The 19239-nt window shown below is 39.0% G+C and carries 19 protein-coding genes; 12 read left to right on the top strand and 7 right to left on the bottom strand.

The window, feature by feature from the left end:
- Position 1 precedes the first annotated feature (1 nt).
- The 3 genes from M2408_RS11360 to M2408_RS11350 all read right to left on the bottom strand — a co-directional run bounded on the left by M2408_RS11360 (position 2) and on the right by M2408_RS11350 (position 4198).
- A complete protein-coding gene (locus M2408_RS11360; RefSeq protein WP_120257513.1) occupies positions 2-1279 on the bottom strand; it encodes an adenylosuccinate synthase in 1278 nt (425 codons plus the stop codon).
- 130 nt (positions 1280-1409) lie between these two features.
- Positions 1410-1901, bottom strand: a complete 492-nt coding sequence (locus tag M2408_RS11355) for a Fur family transcriptional regulator (protein WP_104381932.1) — start codon at positions 1899-1901, stop codon at positions 1410-1412.
- A 77-nt stretch (positions 1902-1978) separates the two neighbouring features.
- Positions 1979-4198, bottom strand: coding sequence for a bifunctional (p)ppGpp synthetase/guanosine-3',5'-bis(diphosphate) 3'-pyrophosphohydrolase (locus M2408_RS11350; RefSeq protein WP_120257512.1), 2220 nt, complete (start codon positions 4196-4198; stop codon positions 1979-1981).
- 150 nt (positions 4199-4348) lie between these two features.
- On the opposite strand from M2408_RS11350, the gene M2408_RS11345 reads away from it, so the two are divergent.
- The 3 genes from M2408_RS11345 (at position 4349) to bshB1 (ending at position 6438) form a co-directional block, all read left to right on the top strand.
- Positions 4349-4981, top strand: coding sequence for a DUF4294 domain-containing protein (locus M2408_RS11345; RefSeq protein ID WP_120257511.1), 633 nt, complete (start codon positions 4349-4351; stop codon positions 4979-4981).
- A gap of 74 nt (positions 4982-5055) precedes the next feature.
- Positions 5056-5547: a glutathione peroxidase gene (locus M2408_RS11340; RefSeq protein ID WP_259181833.1), complete on the top strand. Its 492-nt coding sequence runs from the start codon at positions 5056-5058 to the stop codon at positions 5545-5547.
- 159 nt (positions 5548-5706) lie between these two features.
- Positions 5707-6438, top strand: a complete 732-nt coding sequence (gene bshB1 / locus M2408_RS11335) for a bacillithiol biosynthesis deacetylase BshB1 (RefSeq protein ID WP_259181831.1) — start codon at positions 5707-5709, stop codon at positions 6436-6438.
- A gap of 93 nt (positions 6439-6531) precedes the next feature.
- Here bshB1 and M2408_RS11330 read toward each other — a convergent pair whose 3' ends face one another.
- Genes M2408_RS11330 through M2408_RS11315 form a run of 4 tightly spaced genes read right to left on the bottom strand, consistent with a single transcriptional unit; the run spans position 6532 to position 10012 of the window.
- On the bottom strand, positions 6532-7341 hold the full coding sequence (locus M2408_RS11330; protein WP_259181829.1) for a phosphate ABC transporter ATP-binding protein: 810 nt from the start codon (positions 7339-7341) through the stop codon (positions 6532-6534).
- Positions 7299-8150 carry a PstA family ABC transporter permease gene (locus M2408_RS11325; RefSeq protein WP_259181828.1) on the bottom strand — a complete coding sequence of 284 codons (852 nt, stop codon included), beginning with the start codon at positions 8148-8150 and terminating at the stop codon, positions 7299-7301. The genes M2408_RS11330 and M2408_RS11325 overlap by 43 nt, the downstream gene beginning before the upstream one ends.
- Positions 8143-9039, bottom strand: a complete 897-nt coding sequence (gene pstC / locus M2408_RS11320) for a phosphate ABC transporter permease subunit PstC (protein ID WP_259181827.1) — start codon at positions 9037-9039, stop codon at positions 8143-8145. Before pstC ends, M2408_RS11325 begins: the two co-directional genes overlap by 8 nt.
- A 1-nt stretch (position 9040) precedes the next feature.
- A complete protein-coding gene (locus tag M2408_RS11315) occupies positions 9041-10012 on the bottom strand; it encodes a PstS family phosphate ABC transporter substrate-binding protein (RefSeq protein WP_259181826.1) in 972 nt (323 codons plus the stop codon).
- Positions 10013-10157: 145 nt separating this feature from the next.
- Between M2408_RS11315 and M2408_RS11310 the strand changes: the two genes are divergently transcribed.
- The 9 genes from M2408_RS11310 (at position 10158) to M2408_RS11270 (ending at position 19210) form a co-directional block, all read left to right on the top strand.
- On the top strand, positions 10158-12263 hold the full coding sequence (locus M2408_RS11310; RefSeq protein ID WP_259181823.1) for a HEPN domain-containing protein: 2106 nt from the start codon (positions 10158-10160) through the stop codon (positions 12261-12263).
- An 11-nt stretch (positions 12264-12274) separates the two neighbouring features.
- Positions 12275-13033 carry a uroporphyrinogen-III C-methyltransferase gene (cobA, locus tag M2408_RS11305; RefSeq protein WP_259181820.1) on the top strand — a complete coding sequence of 253 codons (759 nt, stop codon included), beginning with the start codon at positions 12275-12277 and terminating at the stop codon, positions 13031-13033.
- Between the two features lie 2 nt (positions 13034-13035).
- Positions 13036-13614: a bifunctional precorrin-2 dehydrogenase/sirohydrochlorin ferrochelatase gene (locus M2408_RS11300; RefSeq protein WP_259181817.1), complete on the top strand. Its 579-nt coding sequence runs from the start codon at positions 13036-13038 to the stop codon at positions 13612-13614.
- The gene (locus M2408_RS11295) at positions 13604-14305 is read left to right on the top strand and encodes a phosphoadenylyl-sulfate reductase (RefSeq protein ID WP_259181815.1); all 702 of its coding nucleotides are present in this window, start codon (positions 13604-13606) and stop codon (positions 14303-14305) included. Before M2408_RS11300 ends, M2408_RS11295 begins: the two co-directional genes overlap by 11 nt.
- A gap of 54 nt (positions 14306-14359) precedes the next feature.
- A complete protein-coding gene (gene cysD, locus M2408_RS11290; RefSeq protein WP_259181814.1) occupies positions 14360-15250 on the top strand; it encodes a sulfate adenylyltransferase subunit CysD in 891 nt (296 codons plus the stop codon).
- Between the two features lie 32 nt (positions 15251-15282).
- Positions 15283-16527: a sulfate adenylyltransferase subunit 1 gene (locus M2408_RS11285; protein WP_259181812.1), complete on the top strand. Its 1245-nt coding sequence runs from the start codon at positions 15283-15285 to the stop codon at positions 16525-16527.
- A gap of 657 nt (positions 16528-17184) precedes the next feature.
- Complete coding sequence (gdhA, locus tag M2408_RS11280) at positions 17185-18516, top strand: NADP-specific glutamate dehydrogenase (RefSeq protein ID WP_259181810.1); 1332 nt, start codon at positions 17185-17187, stop codon at positions 18514-18516.
- A 101-nt stretch (positions 18517-18617) separates the two neighbouring features.
- A complete protein-coding gene (locus tag M2408_RS11275; RefSeq protein ID WP_259181808.1) occupies positions 18618-18863 on the top strand; it encodes a hypothetical protein in 246 nt (81 codons plus the stop codon).
- 8 nt (positions 18864-18871) lie between these two features.
- The gene (locus tag M2408_RS11270) at positions 18872-19210 is read left to right on the top strand and encodes a hypothetical protein (protein ID WP_259181805.1); all 339 of its coding nucleotides are present in this window, start codon (positions 18872-18874) and stop codon (positions 19208-19210) included.
- Positions 19211-19239 lie beyond the last annotated feature (29 nt).

Below are 19239 nucleotides of genomic sequence, written 5' to 3'. Positions count from 1 at the left end.
TTTACTTTGATAAAGCCAGTGTTTGTTTACGATCCGGACCTACCGATAAAATCGTGATAGGAACTTCAAGTGCTTTCTCCAAATAAGAAATATAGTTGTTTAACGCCTCAGGAATCTCGCCCTCAGATGTGATACCAGTCAAATCTTGTTTCCAGCCTTGAATTTCTTCCAAGATCGGTTCTGCTTGATGAGTAATAATCTCGTATGGCATATAATCAATTACCTCACCATTATATTTATAATGTGTACAAGCATAAATCTTGTCGAAAGTATCCAATACATCCGCCTTCATCATGATTAAATCAGTCACACCATTCAGCATAATCGCATATTTCAGTGCTGGGATATCAATCCATCCTGTACGACGGGCACGTCCTGTTGTAGCGCCAAACTCATGACCCAATTGACGTAGTTTTTCACCAGTCTCATCATGAAGTTCAGTAGGGAAGGGACCTCCACCTACGCGGGTCGCATAAGCTTTGAAAATACCGTATACCTTACCAATTTTATTGGGAGCGATACCAAGACCGGTACAAGCTCCAGCAGTAGTTGTATTTGATGAAGTAACAAATGGATAAGAACCGAAATCCACATCTAAAAGGGTACCTTGAGCTCCCTCAGCCAATACACGTTTGCCTTCTTTCAGATATTGATTGACTAAATGCTCTGAATCAACATGAGGAATGGTTTTAATAAATTCGATAGCATCTAGGAACGCTTGTTCTTTTTCACTGAAATCAGGAATATCGCCATAGTGTGAAAGAATATTTAAATGCTTTTCTTTCAACTTTTGGTAACGCTCTTGAAAATCTGGAAGTGTCGTATCACCTACACGTAAGCCGTTTCTACCAGTCTTATCCATGTACGTCGGGCCGATACCTTTTAAGGTAGATCCAATCTTGCCTGCGCCCATTTTCGATTCTGAAGCGGCATCCAATAATTGGTGTGTTGGCAAAATAAGGTGTGCTTTGCGCGCTAGCACCAAATTGCCTTTACCCACCGGATCAAAACCAGCTGTCTTAAGGTTGTCTAATTCTCTTTTTAGGATAATCGGATCAATAACGACACCATTACCAATAAGATTTAGTGTACCTTCATTGAAGATACCAGATGGAATTGTGTTGAGCACGAATTTTTTGTTATCAAATTCCAACGTGTGTCCGGCGTTAGGGCCGCCTTGGAAACGAGCGATTAAATCGTATTTTGGACAAAATACGTCTACGATTTTACCTTTACCCTCGTCACCCCATTGTAAGCCCAAAAGCACATCAACTTGCATAGCTTTTAAAGTATAGTAATTAAAATGTTATTAATAAAAATAGACTCATTAAAAAAATAAAAATGTTCAGGAATTTTTCTCCTGAACATTCCTGAACAAATGTACTATTATATTTAACAAAAATATAAGATTAATTTGAAATAGCTTCTTGGGCTACGGTTTCTTCTTTTTTATTTTTTTCCTGGCAATCTTGACATACACCGTATAAATTTAAAGAATGGTGTTTGATGTCAAACTTCAATAGGTCCCCCATAAGGCTTTGGATCTGGTTGATACGAGGGTCACAAAACTCTACAACCTTATTACATTCAATACAAATCACGTGGTCGTGTTGTTTGAAACCGTAAGACTTTTCGAATTGAGCCATATTACGGCCAAATTGGTGTTTAGTAACCAAATCACAAGACACTAATAATTCGAGGGTATTATAAACTGTAGCACGGCTGACACGGTATTTCTTGTTCTTCATATGGATATACAAAGACTCAACATCAAAGTGATCAGTACGTGAATAGATCTCTTCCAAGATAGCATAACGCTCTGGAGTTTTTCTTAGATTTTTATTTTCTAAGTATGCTTCAAAGATTTTTTTTACAGTTGCAAAATTTTCAGCTTGATTCATAGTAAAAATATTCTTGTACAAATTTACCAATTTAGATTGACATTTGATAGTATTTCTAAATTGTGATATTCATTTGATTAATTTTCAGATTCATAACGATTTACTCCTGTGATCCCTCTTACTTGTTTGAGGTTTTTCATCAAGCTCTCTAATTGCTGTGTATCATTGACGTATACCATAATATTACCATCAAAAATACCATCATTACTCGATATGGATAAGGAGCGAATATTAACGGCAAACTCTTGAGAAATAACCGTTGTGAGTTTATTGACCAATCCGACATCATCGATCCCCACAATATGCAACCCAGTCAGGAATGCAGAGTCTTTTGTAGAAGCCCAGCGTGCCTTCAGTATACGGTAGCCATAATTCGCCATTAACTTGGACGCATTGGGGCAACTGGTACGATGGATCTTGATACCGTCATTGACTGTCAGGAAGCCAAAAATATCATCGCCAGGAATCGGATTGCAACAAGGGGCTAGGGTATAGTCAACTTTTTGCATATCATCTCCAATAAGGATGGTATCAAACTCTTTCTTATTGATCTTTTCGACTAAACCACCTATATGGCTATTGAACTGATTGCCAGAAGAAGAACCCGCATTAATTTCAACTGCTTTCTCATGCGCCACGTACTCGCGCAATTGCTTGATATCAACAATGCCTTTTGCGACGTTATAAAAAAGGTCCTGAGAACTTGGATATTTCAGATAATTAGCAATCTTGTTGATATTATCTGTATTGTAGGTTACTTTTAAAGACTTCAATTTGCGTTCCAGAATCTCCTTACCGTCCTCTGCGACTCTTCGTTTTTCTTCTTTAAGGGAGGATCTAATTTTAGATTTCGCTTTTGCGGTAACGACAAAATTGAGCCAATCTTCTTTTGGAGACTGCTTACTCGATGTAATAATCTCTACTTGATCACCATTTTGCAAGACGTGGCTAAGTGGGACCAATTTATGGTTCACTTTGGCACCAATACAACTTGCACCTATATCGGAGTGGATCTCAAAGGCAAAGTCCAACGCTGTGGCATTATTGGGTAATTGAATCAGTGTACCTTTTGGCGTGAAGATAAAAATCTCATCGGAGAACAAATTCATCTTAAAATCATCCACAAAATCCATGGCATTCTGATCAGGGCTGCTCAATACATCACGTACCTTTTTGATCCATTGATCCAGGCCTGAATCCGAATTAGACTCTTTATATTTCCAGTGGGCCGCAAATCCTTTCTCTGCAATTTCATTCATCCGTTTGGTCCTGATCTGAACCTCCACCCATTGGCCTTTGGGGCCCATCACTGTGGTATGTAAAGATTCATAACCATTCCCTTTGGGGGAGGAGATCCAATCGCGTAAACGGTCTGGATTGGGGCGGTATAAATCCGTAACAATGGAATATACTTTCCAACATTCGGTTTTTTCCTTTTCGTCTACCGCATCGATGACGATACGGATGGCAAATAAATCATATACTTCCTCGAATGGAATTGACTTTTTGCGCATCTTGTTCCAGATCGAATGGATGGATTTGGGCCTTCCAAACACAGATGCTTTAATCCCTTGTTCTTCTAGAATTTCTTTAATAGGGTCAATAAAATCACCAATAAATCTCTCGCGCTCGGCCTTCTTCTCATTCAGTTTTCGAGCAATAAATTTGTAGGTATCCGGATCGGTGAACTTCATGGACAAGTCCTCCAATTCTGATTTAATCGCATAAAGCCCCAAACGGTGGGCTAGAGGGGCATAAAGATAACTGGTCTCCGAAGCAATCTTCAGCTGTTTATCTCTTGCCATAAACTCCATCGTCCGCATATTATGCAGCCTATCCGCCAATTTGATAAGAATAACACGTACGTCGTCTGCAAGAGTGAGCAGCATTTTACGGAAGTTTTCGGCCTGCATTGAACTATTGGGATCAAATATTCCGGAAATTTTAGTTAATCCGTCGATAATGCGACGAACTTTTTTTCCAAACATTTCCTCAATTTCGTCCAAGGTTACATTGGTATCCTCAACAACATCATGGAGCAAAGCGCATACAATGGAGGTCGTACCTAAGCCTATTTCCTCAGCAGCAATTTGCGCCACAGCAATAGGATGATAAATATAAGGTTCTCCTGATTTGCGGCGCATTTCCTTATGACTATCCAATGCCAAATCAAAAGCTTTACGAATCTCTTGCTTATCCCCGCGCTGCAAAGTAGGCTTGCAAGCGCGCAATAATGCACGGTAACGTTTTCTTATCTCTTTGTTTTCTGCCTCTATATCAATCACATAATCTTTCATAAACGTTGCAGGTAAATGATGTTTTTTTGAGTATTTTTGTTTAATTTAGTTAATGTATTTCGAATACGATTATCAAGCTAACTTATTTTGTAATAAATTTACCAAAATATAATAGCATTGACAAATTAAAAGAGTTATATAGTCATTCAGATGAAGACAATAGTAGGTGGTTTGCTTTTTCTTCTTGGGACCTTGTCAGGTGTGACACAGGCTCAATCTCTTGTTCTTCCATTATATGGTGAAGGGGCACAAGAGACTGTGACTGATTATATGAAAACAACATTACCTTCGGGCGAGATTCTACCTTGGTTTCCCATCCCTGAGGTTGTTATTGTCAGAAAACGAGTATGGTCAAGCGAGGAAGCAAGACGGGAATATCTACGCTTTAGACGAAATGTACTGAAGGTACTCCCTTATGCGATCTATGCGCAAAAAAGATACGACCAGCTGGATCGGGATCTAGCCATGACATCTGAAAAAAAGGAACATGAAGCCTTGGTGGAGCGTTGTGAAAATGACGTGAAACAAATGTTTAATAGGGAAATTAAAAACATGACCATTTCCCAGGGTAAAATTCTTATAAAACTGATCGATCGCTATACAGGGCACACAAGCTACGAAATGGTAAAAGAAATGAAAGGTGGAATTTCCGCGTTCTTTTATCAAGGGGTTGCCAAAATTTTTGGACATAATCTAAAATCTGCGTACGATCCAAAGGAGGACTTCGAAATCGAAAACATTATCCGGGAATTTGAAAGATCAAGACCTAAACCGGTCATGTAGACTTCAATATACTAATTACAAGGAGACTTGAAAAAGTATCCGGATCCTCATGTAAATACCTAAATTAAGATAATATGAAAACGATTTATGACTTTGATGCCTTGCAATTCAATGGAACCATGAAATCTCTAGGGGATTTTGAAGGAAAGGTTTTGTTGGTCGTCAATACAGCGAGTCAGTGTCTGTTTACGAGACAATTTAAATCGCTTGAAAAGCTCTACCAAAAGTATAAAGAAAAGGGGTTTGAGATACTAGCATTCCCATCCAATAACTTTCGGAATCAAGAACCCCTGACAGGCAGTACGTTAGAGACATTTTGTCGAATAAACCAACAAGTCAGTTTTCCGGTTTTTAAGCGCAGCCATGTCATTGGTACCTATACGACGCCATTGTATAATTTTCTTTCAAATAAGACAGAAAACGGTCATATAAATAGTAAACCTTCCTGGAACTTTCACAAGTACCTGATCAACAAGCAGGGAGAGGTTGTGGATTTCTATTACCCCACGACTTCGCCATTGTCAGGTAAAATTTGTCGTAATATCGAACGACTTTTAGCGGAGTAAACAACAAACTTTCTACCTTTGACCTCGGCTTCACAGCAGTAAGTCCATCTATGTTGGCTATCGTCAAAATAAGCTAGCAATATGAAAGAATTAACTGCAGAATCATTTTAACCGATTTTGGTGAAATTGGAAGCTGTAAACAAAAAAGAGGATATCAATATGCTAAAACTAGATTTATTAGTCATTGCTGTGCATCCCGATGACGCAGAATTAGGGGCAGGCGGAGTAATGGCAAAATATGTTGCTGAAGGAAAAAAAGTAGGAATTGTAGACCTGACACAGGGCGAACTAGGTACACGCGGTACAGCTGAAACAAGGGCGCAAGAGGCAAAAGATGCCGCAACGATCCTGGGATTGGCTACTCGCGAAAATCTTGGCCTCAGAGATGGTTTTTTCGAAAATGCTATCGAAGAAAAAATGGCTATTATAAGTGCAATAAGGAAATACCAACCTGAAATTGTTATTACCAATGCGATTACCGACCGTCACCCTGATCATGGTAGGGCAGGACAGCTTGTGAATGAAGCTTGTTTCCTTTCGGGTTTAAGAAAAGTGGAAACAAAAGATGAAAATAATCATGTCCAAGAAGCCTTTCGACCACGGTTAGTATTACAGTTTGTACAAGATTATTATATCAAGCCTGATGTGGTTATTGATATTACGGACTACTATACTATCAAGGAGAAGTCAATCCTAGCCTATAAAACACAATTCTATACAGGTGAAAACACCAATCCAGACGAGCCACAAACCTATATCTCCAATCCGGATTTTATGGAATCTACTGCTGCTAGAGCGAGAGAATTTGGCCGTTATATCCAGGCAAAGTATGCGGAAGGATTTACTTCTAAAAAGATATTAGGTGTTGATGATTTATTCGACCTGAGATAAAGATGTAATAAAAGTAAAGAAGTGAAAAGTCGAAGATTTTATGGAGCCTCCTAGAATCTTCGACTTTTATATATATAAACGATAGGCAGTTTATCAGGAGATAAAACCTTTCACATATTGTTTTGTGATCTCATGCTGTGGATTTAACAACACTTGCTCAGTGGGGCCAAATTCAAGGATTTCCCCCCCATAAACGAAAAGAATATAGTCGGACACCCTTCTAGCTTGTCGTAAGATATGTGTAACCAGTACAATGGTATAATCCTGCTTCAGCTCGATTAATAATTCTTCAATTTTTGCTGTAGATAGTGGATCCAATGCAGAAGTCGATTCATCGCCAAGTATAATTTCAGGTTCAACAGCAAGGCCCCTGGCTAAGCAAAGTCGTTGCTGCTGTCCAATCGAAAGACCGCTTGCAGACTGCCCCAAACGATCCTTGACCTCATCCCATAAGGCTACATTTCGTAATTGTGTCTCGACAATCTTATCCAGTTCTTTTTTATTCTTGGTGCCATGTATACGCGGGCCATAAGCGACATTATCGTAGATGGACATCGGTAAGGGATAAGGTTTTTGGGATAAAAGCCCCATCTTCTTACGAATATGTGTTACCTCAGCATCCTTACCATAAATATCCTCACCGTTTACGAGCACAGACCCCGTTATTTCAACACCTTTCGTATCGTCAACCAGTCGATTAAGTGTTTTCAGCAAGGTGGTCTTACCACAACCTGAGGGCCCAATGATCGAGGTTACACTGTTGTTTGGTAAGGCAAGATTAATATTCTTTAAGATATGTCTCCCATCGATATACACATTGAGATCCTTGATCTTAATGTGAGGATCAGTCAAAGGACTGTTTAACGACGATTCTTTTGTTTCGATTGAAGGATATGAGTGCATACTACGATAATTAAAATAATGATTGTTAAAACCAGGGCTGAAGCGTAAGCTCGCCCCTGTACCTCAGGAATTGGACTACTTAACTGAAAAAATATGGCCAAGGGAAGTGTTGCTGCAGGCTCGTCTATATATTTAGGCAGATTATCACTGAAGCCTGTTGTCAATAGCACACCAGCAACATCACCAATAGCCCTTCCAAACGCCAACAGAATAGCCGTTAATAGTCCAGCGCGAATGCTCCGCAACATAACCTTAGCGAGCTCCCAACGTGTTGTACCAAGGGAAAGCGTGACATTTTTCAAATCTTCAGGAATCGTTTTGATTAATTCGTCTACTGTCCGTACCACAATAGGGATCGTCAATAGTGTGACCGTAAGGATACCACCCAATAGCGAAGCTCTAATGCCAAAATAGACCATGATACCAAAGCCGACAGCACCATAAACAATGGATGGAACACCGTAAAGTACATCGAACAAAAGCTTTGAAAACTGTGTTACTTTGGATTTTGTACCCAAATAGATATTCAGATAAATTGATATTGGAATACCAATAAAAGCCGATAAGGTAGTCGCTACACCTGCCAGATAGAGTGAACCTAATATGGCATTTAAGATTCCGCCTTCTTTACCGATGTAAAACCCACCTTTGGGCAATTGGCTGACCATATCCCAATCGAGATAGGGAAGACCTTTATAAAGTATTGTACCTACAATAAAAAACAGTGAAGCCGTCACCGTAATTCCGGATAGATGCATGAAGCCCTTCGCGATTTTTTCGCTCAATAACCTTCTTTTGGTATTATCCATCTAAACCTCCTTCAAGACGTCTCAAGATCAGACGTGATATTAAATTGAAAACAAATATGATCACAAATAGCAATAATGCTGAAAACATCAATGCTGACTCATAAAGTGGGATAGACATCATCTCACCAAAATTGTTGGCAATTAAAGCTGGGATGGGGTAACCGGCATCAAAGATGGACGTAGGAACCTTAGGCACATTACCACAAACCATTAATACCGCAATCGTTTCTCCAAACGCACGAGAGGTTGATAGGACAATTGCCGCAATAATCCCGGGCTTTGCTTTTTTGAGAATAACATGTTTTATGGTATCCCATTTTGTTGCTCCTAAAGACAAAGAGGCTGCTTTTAATTCATATGGAATCGTTTGGAGCACCTCAACCATAATTGAAATCATGATCGGAAATATCATGACTGCCAATACGATCCCACCGGCTAACACCGAATAACCAGATGTCACCACGCCAAAAATCGGAGCAATATAAAGCTGGATCAATGGTACAATAAATAACACGCCCCAAACACCATATAGCACTGGAGGAATGGCAGCCAAAACATTAACAAGCGGGAGCATCATATTTTTCAATGCATCTGAAGCATATTCAGTCAGATAAACAGCTGTTAATATACACAGTGGTATGGCAATGGCAAGAGATATCAATGTGACAGCGAGTGTGCCAGCGATAAAAGGCAAAAATCCGAATGAGCCCTTCATAGGTGCCCATACTTTGTCTGTCAATAACTGAAATACATTGCTATATTCAAATAGTGGAATGGATTTTACGGTTAAACCGACCGCAATAATGAGGACAACTGAAAGCGAAATCAGCAGCAACAATAATGTGGACCGTTTTACGAAAGTATCTTTAACTAGACGTGTATTTAGCATGCTATAACTTATTTAGTTCTTCATTGATTAGTGTTGCACTCAATGGTACATAACCATTTTCCAGTAATTGTGATTGCGCCTGTTTCTGCAATACAAATGAGATAAATTCCTTCAAGAGCAGAGATTCTGTCTTATTACGTGTGACAAATGTCAGATCACGTGAAGGGGGGGCAGGGTATCTTCCCGCCGCTACCGCTCCTGTCAAGTCCGACAGGGAGCCATAGAATTGCTCATCTGCTTCAATTTGCCCATTTTTATTTAAATCCAATGGCAATACATCAATATGATCAAATACTTTGTTTGTCTTTAAATTATATACATAATTAATGTTGTTGAAGCCAATGCCAAACTTATCATCTTTAATCGCTTGGGCGATGCCAGGGTCTCCGAAGATGCCAACGCCTTGCAGATCCTCCTGTTTGTGTCCAAAAAATTTGGCCCAGGTTTCTGCCGCTCCGGCGGCATCCGAACGCACGTAGACATTAATCGGATCTGAAGTAAATTGCGGATCAATTTGATTCCATGTTTTAAATTTTCGATTGACAAAAATATCCGCGAGTTCCTCCCGTGTTAAACCTCGTTTCAGTAATGCTTTATAATTCGGATTGCCCGGATTCAATGTACAAATCACAGCGTCTTTAGCGACGATAATAGGAACTGCACCTTTTTTAACTTCTTGCGCATGTAAATCCCGTGACACCAGACCAATGTCTACCATACCAGTTAGCACATCGGCTATTCCTTTGCCCGCTCCGCCTGCGGAAATATTAAAACGAACATGAGGGTGAATTTTTTTAAAGTCTTCACTCCAGATTACCGCCAAAGGGTAGAGGGCAAAGGCTCCAGATAATGAAATATTACCTTCAAACCCACGCTCTTTGCTATATCCATTCTTTACTTTTGGCGCGCATGACGTGATCTTAGATACAACTATAAAGCTAAAAACAAGGACTATAAAACATCTTTTTATCATTACACCTATTAGTCTACAGGTTTAGTATATTAAATTTTATACGGCAAATATATATTAATTTGGTAGATATTATAGAATATTAAAAAAATATTTTTACATTTGACATCGAGAAAAGAATACTAAATCAATAGATTTTATTTGTTTTATGCAAAGCTTCCGTACAGAATTAGAAAATCCAGTCGTGGAAAAGGAGATTATTGAACTTGAAAAAAAGATTCGGTTATTTCACGAAGGTAAGATCGCTGATGAGAAATTTAGATCACTGCGCCTTGCCAGGGGAGTATATGGACAGAGACAACCAGGGGTTCAAATGGTTCGTATCAAACTTCCATTTGGAAAAGTTACTTTTAAACAATTGATCAAAATCGCGGCAATCTCTGATGAATATGCAAGTCGCAATCTGCATCTGACCACACGTCAGGATATTCAGATTCATTACGTCAGTCTGGATCGCACGCCAGAGCTTTGGTCAAAATTGGCAGAGGACGATATTACCCTAAGGGAAGCCTGTGGTAATACTGTTCGTAATGTAACGGCTTCACCAACTTCGGGTATTGATCCGAAAGAACCTTTTGATGTATCACCATATGCACAGGCGACATTTGAATATTTTCTACGTAATCCAGTCTGTGCGGAGATGGGTAGAAAATTCAAGATGTCTTTTTCTGCAAGTGAAGAGGACACCGCTTTCTCGTATATCCATGACTTGGGTTTTATTCCAAAATTAAAGTATGTCGATGGTGTAGAAGTACGTGGTTTCAAAGTCTTGCTAGGAGGTGGACTGGGATCACAGCCATTTTTAGCATCGCTAACAAATGAATTTCTACCGGAAGATGAGCTAATTCCTTATATAGAGGCTACCTTAAGGGTGTTTGACCGATACGGCGAACGCAACAACCGTAACAAGGCTCGCTTTAAATATCTTATTCAGAAACTTGGCTTGGAAGAGGTGTTAAATCTGATCGAAGCAGAAAAGATTGCTACAAAAGTAAAAACTTTCGCTATCGATCGAACCAAAATTGAACAACCGCTACCACCGGATGACAGCCAAATCACCGTACTTGATCTCGATACCGATTTAAACTATCAGGTATGGAAGAACACGAATACATTTGAACAAAAGCAAGCAGGCTATTATGGTGTCTATGTACGTGTTTCTACCGGGGACATCGGTACCGATAAAGCGCGGTCCTTGATCGCTGAACTAAAAGATCTCGTTGCGGATGATATCCGGATAACACAAAACCAAAGTTTGCTATTGAAGTATGCAACCGAAAAGTCGCTACCTCATATTTATCAACTGCTAAAATCATTAGATCTTGCTCAGGTAGGCTTTGACAGTACTGCAGATGTGACAACATGCCCTGGCACGGACACCTGTAATCTTGGCATTTCAAATAGTACCGAAATGGCGCGGGTCATTGAGTCGTATATCGCCGAATTCCACCAAGATTTTATTTTCAACAGAGATTTGAAAATTAAGATATCCGGTTGTATGAATTCCTGTGGTCAACATGGACTGGCACATATTGGCTTCCATGGCAGCTCAGTTAAAGCAGAGGGTAAGGTAGTTCCTGCCGCCCAGGTTATGCTCGGTGGTGGCACGATCGGCGATGGTGAAGGCCGAGTCGCCGAACGGATTATCAAAGTACCCACCAAACGCGTATTGCATGTGGTTGAATTCGTGCTGAACGATTACAAAAAGAATGCTGAAGAAACTGAAAACTTTCATGCGTATTACGACAGACAAGGTAAAAATTATTTTTACAATCTATTAAAGCCACTGTCAGATCTAACAACGCTTTCGGAAGATGAGTTTGTGGATTGGGGACATGAAGGTACTTTTCAAACAGCGATAGGTGTGGGTGAGTGTGCTGGGGTAGTGATCGATCTGGTAGCAACATTGATTTATGAGGCGGAGGAAAAGCTGCAATGGGCAAATGAGACATTCGGGGAAGCAAAATTCGCAGACGCTATCTATCATGCATACAATGCCTTTGTTCAGGCAGCGAAAGCCTTGCTGTTAGATAAAGGTATTAGCGCAAGCACACAAAATACAGTGATCAATGAATTCCAGACACATTTTGTGGAGTCCGGGGAATATAACTTTGATCAGTCATTTCCGGAGCTTGTCTTACAAATCAGTAAAAATGAACCTACGGAGGTCTTTGCAACAGGTTATCTGCAAGAAGCCACAAAGTTTATCAATGAGGTTTATCAACGTAAAAATTTAACGCCTGTATTGGCTTAGGAGGGAACGGAATGTCGATAGAAGCAAAAGTTACTTTAGTAGGTGCTGGACCAGGAGACCCAGAATTGATTAGCCTTAAAGGGATCAAAGCAATCCAGAAAGCGGATGTTATTTTGTATGATGCGCTGGTTAATGAAGAACTATTGGATTATGCGAAGGCAGATTGTATAAAAATTTACGTCGGAAAACGTGCTGAACAGCTTTCAACATCACAAGATGAAATCAATCGCTTACTGGTTGATTATGCTTTAAATTATGGGCATGTGGTGCGTTTAAAGGGTGGAGATCCCTTTGTCTTTGGACGTGGCGGTGAGGAGATCGATCATGTGGCACAATATGGTATTGAAACAGCCGTTGTACCTGGTATTTCCTCCGCTATCGGTTTGACAGGGCTACAGCAGATTCCTTTGACCTATAGAGGGATTAGTGAAAGCTTTTGGGTGATAACAGGGTCAAAATCTGATGGCAGTTTATCTAGCGATCTATACCTGGCAGCGGAATCCAATGCGACTGTAGTCGTTCTGATGGGCTATGGAAAATTAACTGAAATTGTAGCCATCTACCGGGATAAAAATCTTCATCATCTACCGATCGCTTTGATTCAGAATGGCTCACTTCCTAATGAAAAGGTTGTATTGGGAACAATGGATAATATACTAGATGAATCTACTGAAAAAAGAGTTGGGGTACCAGCTATTATCATCATAGGTGAAGTGGTGGCGAAACACAGATCGTTTCAACATATTAAAGAAAAAGCGCTTGCATTATAAGTATGAATCAGTTGTTTCCCATATTCGTTAAACTTGATCAGATCCAGACCTTACTGGTCGGAGGTGGAAAAGTTGCGTTGGAAAAATTCCAGGCATTGATAACAAATGATGAGAGATTGAACCTAACTGTTGTGGCAAGGGAAATTGTTCCAGAATTTGAACTATTGCTTGCGAATTATCCTCACATTCAACTTCACATACGTCCTTTTGAGACTACTGATATTGAAAACAAGCAACTTGTGATTGCGGCAACGAACAATATGGAACTGAATGATGAACTTCGTGAGTTAACATCACTTCACAATATACTTTTCAATGCAGCGGATAAACCAGATCTATGCGACTTTTATTTGGGATCAATTGTTACTAAAGGCAATCTGAAAGTTGCGATTTCCACAAACGGCAAATCGCCAACAATTGCAAAAAGGGTGAAGGAATTGCTCAACGATCTATTACCAGCCGAAATCGACGAAACGCTTTCACTAATGAGCGAATATCGTGAACAGTTGAAAGGAGACTTTGAATTTAAGGTAAAGAAGCTGAACGAACATACTAAAAATATATTACGTCATGAGCGTTAAGGAAATTAAAGAAATTATCGGCGATAAAAAAGGAGCGGAGATGCTGCAAGCAATTGCAGCGCTATATCCTTCAGAAGTTGTTTTTTCGACTTCTTTTGGGATAGAAGATCAGATTATCACCGAATGGATTGGCAAAAACAATATCGGTATTGAGATTTTCACTTTAGATACCGGGCGATTATTCAAAGAGACATACTCTTTGTGGAGTCGCACATTAGAACGTTATCAACTGAATATCAAAACATACACACCGGATACGACATTGTTGGAAGATTTTATCAGTAAAAAGGGGCCTAATTCTTTCTATGAATCTGTTGAAAACCGTAAGGAATGTTGTCGAATCAGGAAGATTGAACCATTGCAGCGTGCTATCAAAGGAAAAAAAATCTGGATTACCGGCATTCGGTCTGAACAATCGGTCAATAGACATGATATGGATTTTGTAGAGTATGACGAAATAAATGATATCATAAAAATCCATCCGCTGTTTGAATGGACCTTTGAGCAGGTAAAAATGTATTGTAAAGAACAGTATATTCCCTATAATGTCTTACATGACAAGGGTTTTCCGAGCATTGGTTGCCAACCATGTACAAGGGCTGTTCAGGAAGGAGAAGATTTTCGTGCCGGAAGATGGTGGTGGGAAGATCAGAGTAAAAAAGAATGTGGTTTACATGCTGTTAAATCTTAATTATAAAAAAGCATAAACCCGAATTCATTAAATCAAATTTTATTATTTCAAAGAATGGACTATTTAGATCATTTAGAAGCGGAAGCAATATATATATTAAGAGAAGTCGCTGGACAGTTTGAAAAACCAGCACTATTATTCTCGGGCGGAAAAGATTCCATTACATTGGTTCATCTAGCAAAAAAAGCTTTCAGACCGGGTAAATTTCCCTTTCCACTGGTTCATATTGATACTGGGCACAATTTCCCAGAAACTATTGCTTTCCGTGACAGTCTTATTGAAGAGATCGGAGAAAAACTTATTGTTGGCTATGTCCAAGATAGTATAGATCAGGGCAAAGTCGTTGAGCAAAAAGGTAAAAACGCAAGTCGTAATGCACTTCAGACTGTTACCTTACTTGATACGATCTCGAAACACGGTTTCGATGCATGTATCGGAGGGGCACGTAGGGATGAGGAAAAAGCACGTGCAAAAGAACGTATTTTCTCCGTTCGTGATGAGTTTGGACAATGGGATCCAAAAAGACAAAGACCTGAGTTGTGGAGTATTTTCAACGGCAAGATAAACAAAGGCGAAAATGTACGGGTGTTCCCGATATCAAACTGGACTGAGCTCGATGTCTGGAATTATATCAAACGCGAACAAATCGCATTGCCATCCATTTATTTTAGCCATGAGCGGGAGGTAATTACCCGTAACGGACAATTAATGGCAGCTGCACCATTTTTGAATATTGATGAGGAGGATGTTGTTGAAACTAAATCTGTTCGTTTCAGGACGGTGGGTGATATGACCTGTACAGCAGCAGTAGATTCTACAGCAACTGCTTTGGATGACATCATCGCGGAAATCAAAGCATCAACAGTCAGTGAACGTGGGGCTCGGATGGATGACAAAGTATCCGAGGCAGCAATGGAAGAACGCAAAAAACAGGGATATTTTTAATTCCTCAAATCTAATACTTGATTTTGACAACAATGAATATATTGAAATTTATAACAGCTGGTTCGGTAGACGATGGTAAAAGCACCCTAATCGGTCGATTGCTATACGATACCAATTCTATTTTGGAGGACCAATTGGAAGCGATACAGCGTGCCAACCGAAAAAATGATGATGGAACAGTAGATTTAGCGATATTAACGGATGGACTAAAGGCAGAACGCGAACAGGGAATAACCATCGATGTCGCTTACAAATATTTTCAGACCGATCATCGAAAATACATTATCGCTGATGCTCCTGGCCATATCCAATATACGCGAAACATGGTTACCGGTGCATCCAATTCTGAGCTGATTATCATCTTGGTAGATGCACGGAAGGGGGTTATTGAACAAACCAAAAGGCATTCGTTTATTGCTAAATTACTGGCAATGAAACAAGTATTAGTCTGTGTCAATAAAATGGATATGGTAGATTATAGCGCTACTGTTTTTGAACAAATCAAAAATGATTACCAGCAATTGGCTGCTAACTTAGGTCTTCAGGACGTTGATTTTATCCCGGTATCCGCATTGAAAGGTGACAATATTGTTCATAAATCCGATCGTATGCTCTGGTATTCCGGAGAATCACTATTGGATTACCTGGAAAATGTTGAAATTCACGAAAATCAGGCAGCGAATTGGAGATTCCCAGTGCAATGGGTTGTAAGGCCACAAACGGATGATCTGCATGACTATAGGGGATATGCCGGCAGAGTGTTAGGAGAGGGGCTTACCCTTGGCGATCAGGTGATTATTTATCCCTCAGAAACATATAGCACTGTAAAGGCTATAGAATTTAACGGCCTGCAGCTTGACCGTGCAGAAAATGGACAGTCAGTTATACTTCATTTAACAGACGATGTGGACATTAGTCGTGGCGACACCATTGCAAATGTTGAAAAACAACCAAAATTTGAGCGCAATATACAGGCAAACGTATGTTGGTTTGACAATAAGCCCTTGGATACCGAACAGATCTACTTGCTTCAGAGCCACAGTAAATTGACAAAAATTAAGATTGTCGATGTGCTTTATAAATTTGACATCAACACACAGGAAAAAGTTTTCGACGAAACGATCAAGCTCAATGATATTGGTCGGATTGCAATCAAATCTGCTGAAAATCTTGTATTTGATTTACAAACAGAAAATTCTGCAAATTCTCAAGCCATTGTCATAGATCCACGGACTAACTTAACAGTTGGTGCTTTGATGATTCAGGCAGTTGATTAGTATTTTTTATTCTGTAAATATTCAACCTAAATATTTATTGAGGAATCTAAGCGTTTCGCTTAGATTCCTTTTTTATTTAAAATATGTAAGCCTTATTTGTAAATCATTGTAAGAAAACTTATTTTATATAATATCAAAAACCAGCAATAACTATATTAAATAATTCATTAAAAACCTCCATTCTCATCACTATACATATTTATTATAATTTATATTATGTTAAATAGTAATTTGTAAACCCTCCCTTTTTCCCAATAGTATTGCTACATTGTTATAACGAAGATTCTAATCTCATTGCACATAGCCAATTTTAATTCCGCTTAAAATTAGATCTTACAATTTATTGAGACTTCACGATGTAATGGCCTTATAAATTTTAAAATATATAAGGCTTAGAATTACACAAATCATTACGTTTAGTCTGTTCTATTATAAAAACGAAAATGATTCTTTTTTTTAGCTAAAGTGTCGAATAAAATACGTGGATGATTTGATTTCGGCTACAATTCTATATTACCAAGCTAAATAGACATATTTTATAGAATTCGAAATTTCATTATAACAACGTAAAATTTATAAAAAATTAACAAAAATTGGATTTTTATTAAAAAATACATAAATTAGTGCCAGCCAAAGGGAAATTTTACTAATTAAAACATGTCAAAAAATTTTAACGAGTTCATTGCGAGCGTTGAGAAACGCAATCCAAATGAGCCAGAATTCTTACAAGCTGTAAAAGAAGTTACAGAGGATTTATTTCCTTATATCACCAACAATCATCCTGAGTTTTTCGATCAAAAAATTCTTGAACGTCTTACCGAACCTGAACGTATTATCTCTTTTCGCGTAACCTGGTTAGATGATAATCATAATGTACAGGTAAACCGCGGATACCGTGTGCAAATGAATAGTTCTATTGGTCCATATAAAGGCGGACTTCGCTTCGCTCCTTCTGTGAATCAAAGTATCTTGAAATTTCTTGCTTTTGAACAAGTTTTCAAAAACAGTTTAACAGGCTTACCAATAGGTGGCGGTAAAGGTGGTTCTGATTTTGATCCTAAAGGCAAATCAGACAATGAAATCATGCGTTTTTGTCAAAGCTTTATGACAGAATTATATCGTCATATAGGTGCAGATACAGATGTTCCTGCTGGGGATATTGGTGTTGGAGGACGTGAAATTGGCTTTTTATTCGGACAATTTAAGCGTCTTCAGAATAACTTTACGGGGGTTCTAACAGGCAAAGGTGAATTATGGGGCGGCTCCTATATTCGTCCAGAAGCTACCGGATATGGCCTACTATACTTCGTAGATTGTATATTTAAACATAGAGGACAATCCTTACAAGGAAAAGTGGCAACAGTTTCTGGTGCTGGTAATGTTGCATTTTATGCTGTTGAAAAAGCAATGCAATTAGGTGCAAAAGTAATTACTGTTTCTAATAGCTTGGGTACATTGTATGATCCAGATGGCTTTGATACAGAAAAAATGGCTTTTGGAGCAACTTTAGGACGGAATTTAGACCAATACCCTGCTCGTTATCCAAATGCACAGTTTTTACCGGGCCAAAAACCTTGGCAATTTAAATGTGATATTGCATTACCATGTGCGACACAAAATGAATTGGATGAATCCGATGCGAAAACACTTGTGTCAAATGGCTGTATTTGTGTTGCTGAAGGCGCTAATATGCCTTCCACTGCCGAAGCTATTAAGGTTTTCTTAGATGCAAAAATTAGTTTTGCACCAGGGAAAGCGGCAAATGCTGGCGGGGTTGCCGTAAGTGGTCTGGAAATGTCCCAAAACTCGATCCGTACACAATGGGGTACTGAGGAAGTTGATAGCCGCCTGAAAACAATTATGGAAAGCATTCACGAAACTTGTTTGAAATATGGCAAAGAAAGTGACTTTGTTAATTACTTAAAAGGTGCCAATATTGGCGGCTTTATTAAAGTGGCTAATGCCATGAAAGCTCAGGGAGTTGTATAATCAGCCTTTTTCTAATCATATCATAATCCTGAACGCTCAAATGTATTTCATTTGGGCGTTTTTTTATACTTTTATGGTAATTTTTAAAACAAGAGATTTACATGAGATTAATAGCGGAACTCCCCCATCCTGATTGCAAGATTTCCATCTTTGGAATGAACCAGAAATTCATCATCAAATTTGAACAAGGAAATCTGGAGCAATCCTATAAAATTGCAGAGGTTGACATCATAGGCGGCGTAAATGGTGTTTTTGAATTGCTTGATGAGGAATTTCTTAAAAGTGTAATACACCAGTTCTCGTTAATGCGTCAATCTTTTAACGGTGCTTACAGTAGATACGAATAGCGACAGTTATGTTAAACTACCTTTATTTTGCGGCATTTTGGGCTTGCCAAATTGTCTCCTCCATCCTATTTAAGCTGGGCGGTATTCACCCCAAATATAAATGGGCGGCGTTGATTGTTGGGAATATTATTTTGCTTTCGGCAAGTTGGTTTCTCATTCAATTATTTAAGAATGTCTCTCAACCTATTGTTATAGCCTTATGTTCAGGAGGGACTTTTCTGACGGTTCAATTGGCAATGGCATTTTATTTTAAAAGTCCACTAAGCTGGCAGCAAGTTCTCGGTATGTTTATCATCATTGTAGGTATGGTGATGATCACCTTTGGTGGCAAAGATCAAACGATCTAAAAAGGTAAAAAAGAACTCGCATTTTACAT

Origin of the sequence: Sphingobacterium sp. BIGb0165 (assembly GCF_024810095.1) — a bacterium.
In the GTDB taxonomy this organism is placed as follows: domain Bacteria; phylum Bacteroidota; class Bacteroidia; order Sphingobacteriales; family Sphingobacteriaceae; genus Sphingobacterium; species Sphingobacterium detergens.
Note: the sequence above shows the minus strand (reverse complement) of the source record. Positions and strands in the feature narration are given on the sequence as shown.

What these genes read in the sequence shown, in the direction of transcription:
- M2408_RS11360 (WP_120257513.1), bottom strand. Translation starts at nt 1,279, where the DNA reads ATGCAAGTTGATGTGCTTTTGGGCTTACAATGGGGTGACGAGGGTAAA.
- M2408_RS11355 (WP_104381932.1), bottom strand. Translation starts at nt 1,901, where the DNA reads ATGAATCAAGCTGAAAATTTTGCAACTGTAAAAAAAATCTTTGAAGCA.
- M2408_RS11350 (WP_120257512.1), bottom strand. Translation starts at nt 4,198, where the DNA reads ATGAAAGATTATGTGATTGATATAGAGGCAGAAAACAAAGAGATAAGA.
- M2408_RS11345 (WP_120257511.1), top strand. Translation starts at nt 4,349, where the DNA reads ATGAAGACAATAGTAGGTGGTTTGCTTTTTCTTCTTGGGACCTTGTCA.
- M2408_RS11340 (WP_259181833.1), top strand. Translation starts at nt 5,056, where the DNA reads ATGAAAACGATTTATGACTTTGATGCCTTGCAATTCAATGGAACCATG.
- bshB1 (WP_259181831.1), top strand. Translation starts at nt 5,707, where the DNA reads ATGCTAAAACTAGATTTATTAGTCATTGCTGTGCATCCCGATGACGCA.
- M2408_RS11330 (WP_259181829.1), bottom strand. Translation starts at nt 7,341, where the DNA reads ATGCACTCATATCCTTCAATCGAAACAAAAGAATCGTCGTTAAACAGT.
- M2408_RS11325 (WP_259181828.1), bottom strand. Translation starts at nt 8,150, where the DNA reads ATGGATAATACCAAAAGAAGGTTATTGAGCGAAAAAATCGCGAAGGGC.
- pstC (WP_259181827.1), bottom strand. Translation starts at nt 9,039, where the DNA reads ATGCTAAATACACGTCTAGTTAAAGATACTTTCGTAAAACGGTCCACA.
- M2408_RS11315 (WP_259181826.1), bottom strand. Translation starts at nt 10,012, where the DNA reads ATGATAAAAAGATGTTTTATAGTCCTTGTTTTTAGCTTTATAGTTGTA.
- M2408_RS11310 (WP_259181823.1), top strand. Translation starts at nt 10,158, where the DNA reads ATGCAAAGCTTCCGTACAGAATTAGAAAATCCAGTCGTGGAAAAGGAG.
- cobA (WP_259181820.1), top strand. Translation starts at nt 12,275, where the DNA reads ATGTCGATAGAAGCAAAAGTTACTTTAGTAGGTGCTGGACCAGGAGAC.
- M2408_RS11300 (WP_259181817.1), top strand. Translation starts at nt 13,036, where the DNA reads ATGAATCAGTTGTTTCCCATATTCGTTAAACTTGATCAGATCCAGACC.
- M2408_RS11295 (WP_259181815.1), top strand. Translation starts at nt 13,604, where the DNA reads ATGAGCGTTAAGGAAATTAAAGAAATTATCGGCGATAAAAAAGGAGCG.
- cysD (WP_259181814.1), top strand. Translation starts at nt 14,360, where the DNA reads ATGGACTATTTAGATCATTTAGAAGCGGAAGCAATATATATATTAAGA.
- M2408_RS11285 (WP_259181812.1), top strand. Translation starts at nt 15,283, where the DNA reads ATGAATATATTGAAATTTATAACAGCTGGTTCGGTAGACGATGGTAAA.
- gdhA (WP_259181810.1), top strand. Translation starts at nt 17,185, where the DNA reads ATGTCAAAAAATTTTAACGAGTTCATTGCGAGCGTTGAGAAACGCAAT.
- M2408_RS11275 (WP_259181808.1), top strand. Translation starts at nt 18,618, where the DNA reads ATGAGATTAATAGCGGAACTCCCCCATCCTGATTGCAAGATTTCCATC.
- M2408_RS11270 (WP_259181805.1), top strand. Translation starts at nt 18,872, where the DNA reads ATGTTAAACTACCTTTATTTTGCGGCATTTTGGGCTTGCCAAATTGTC.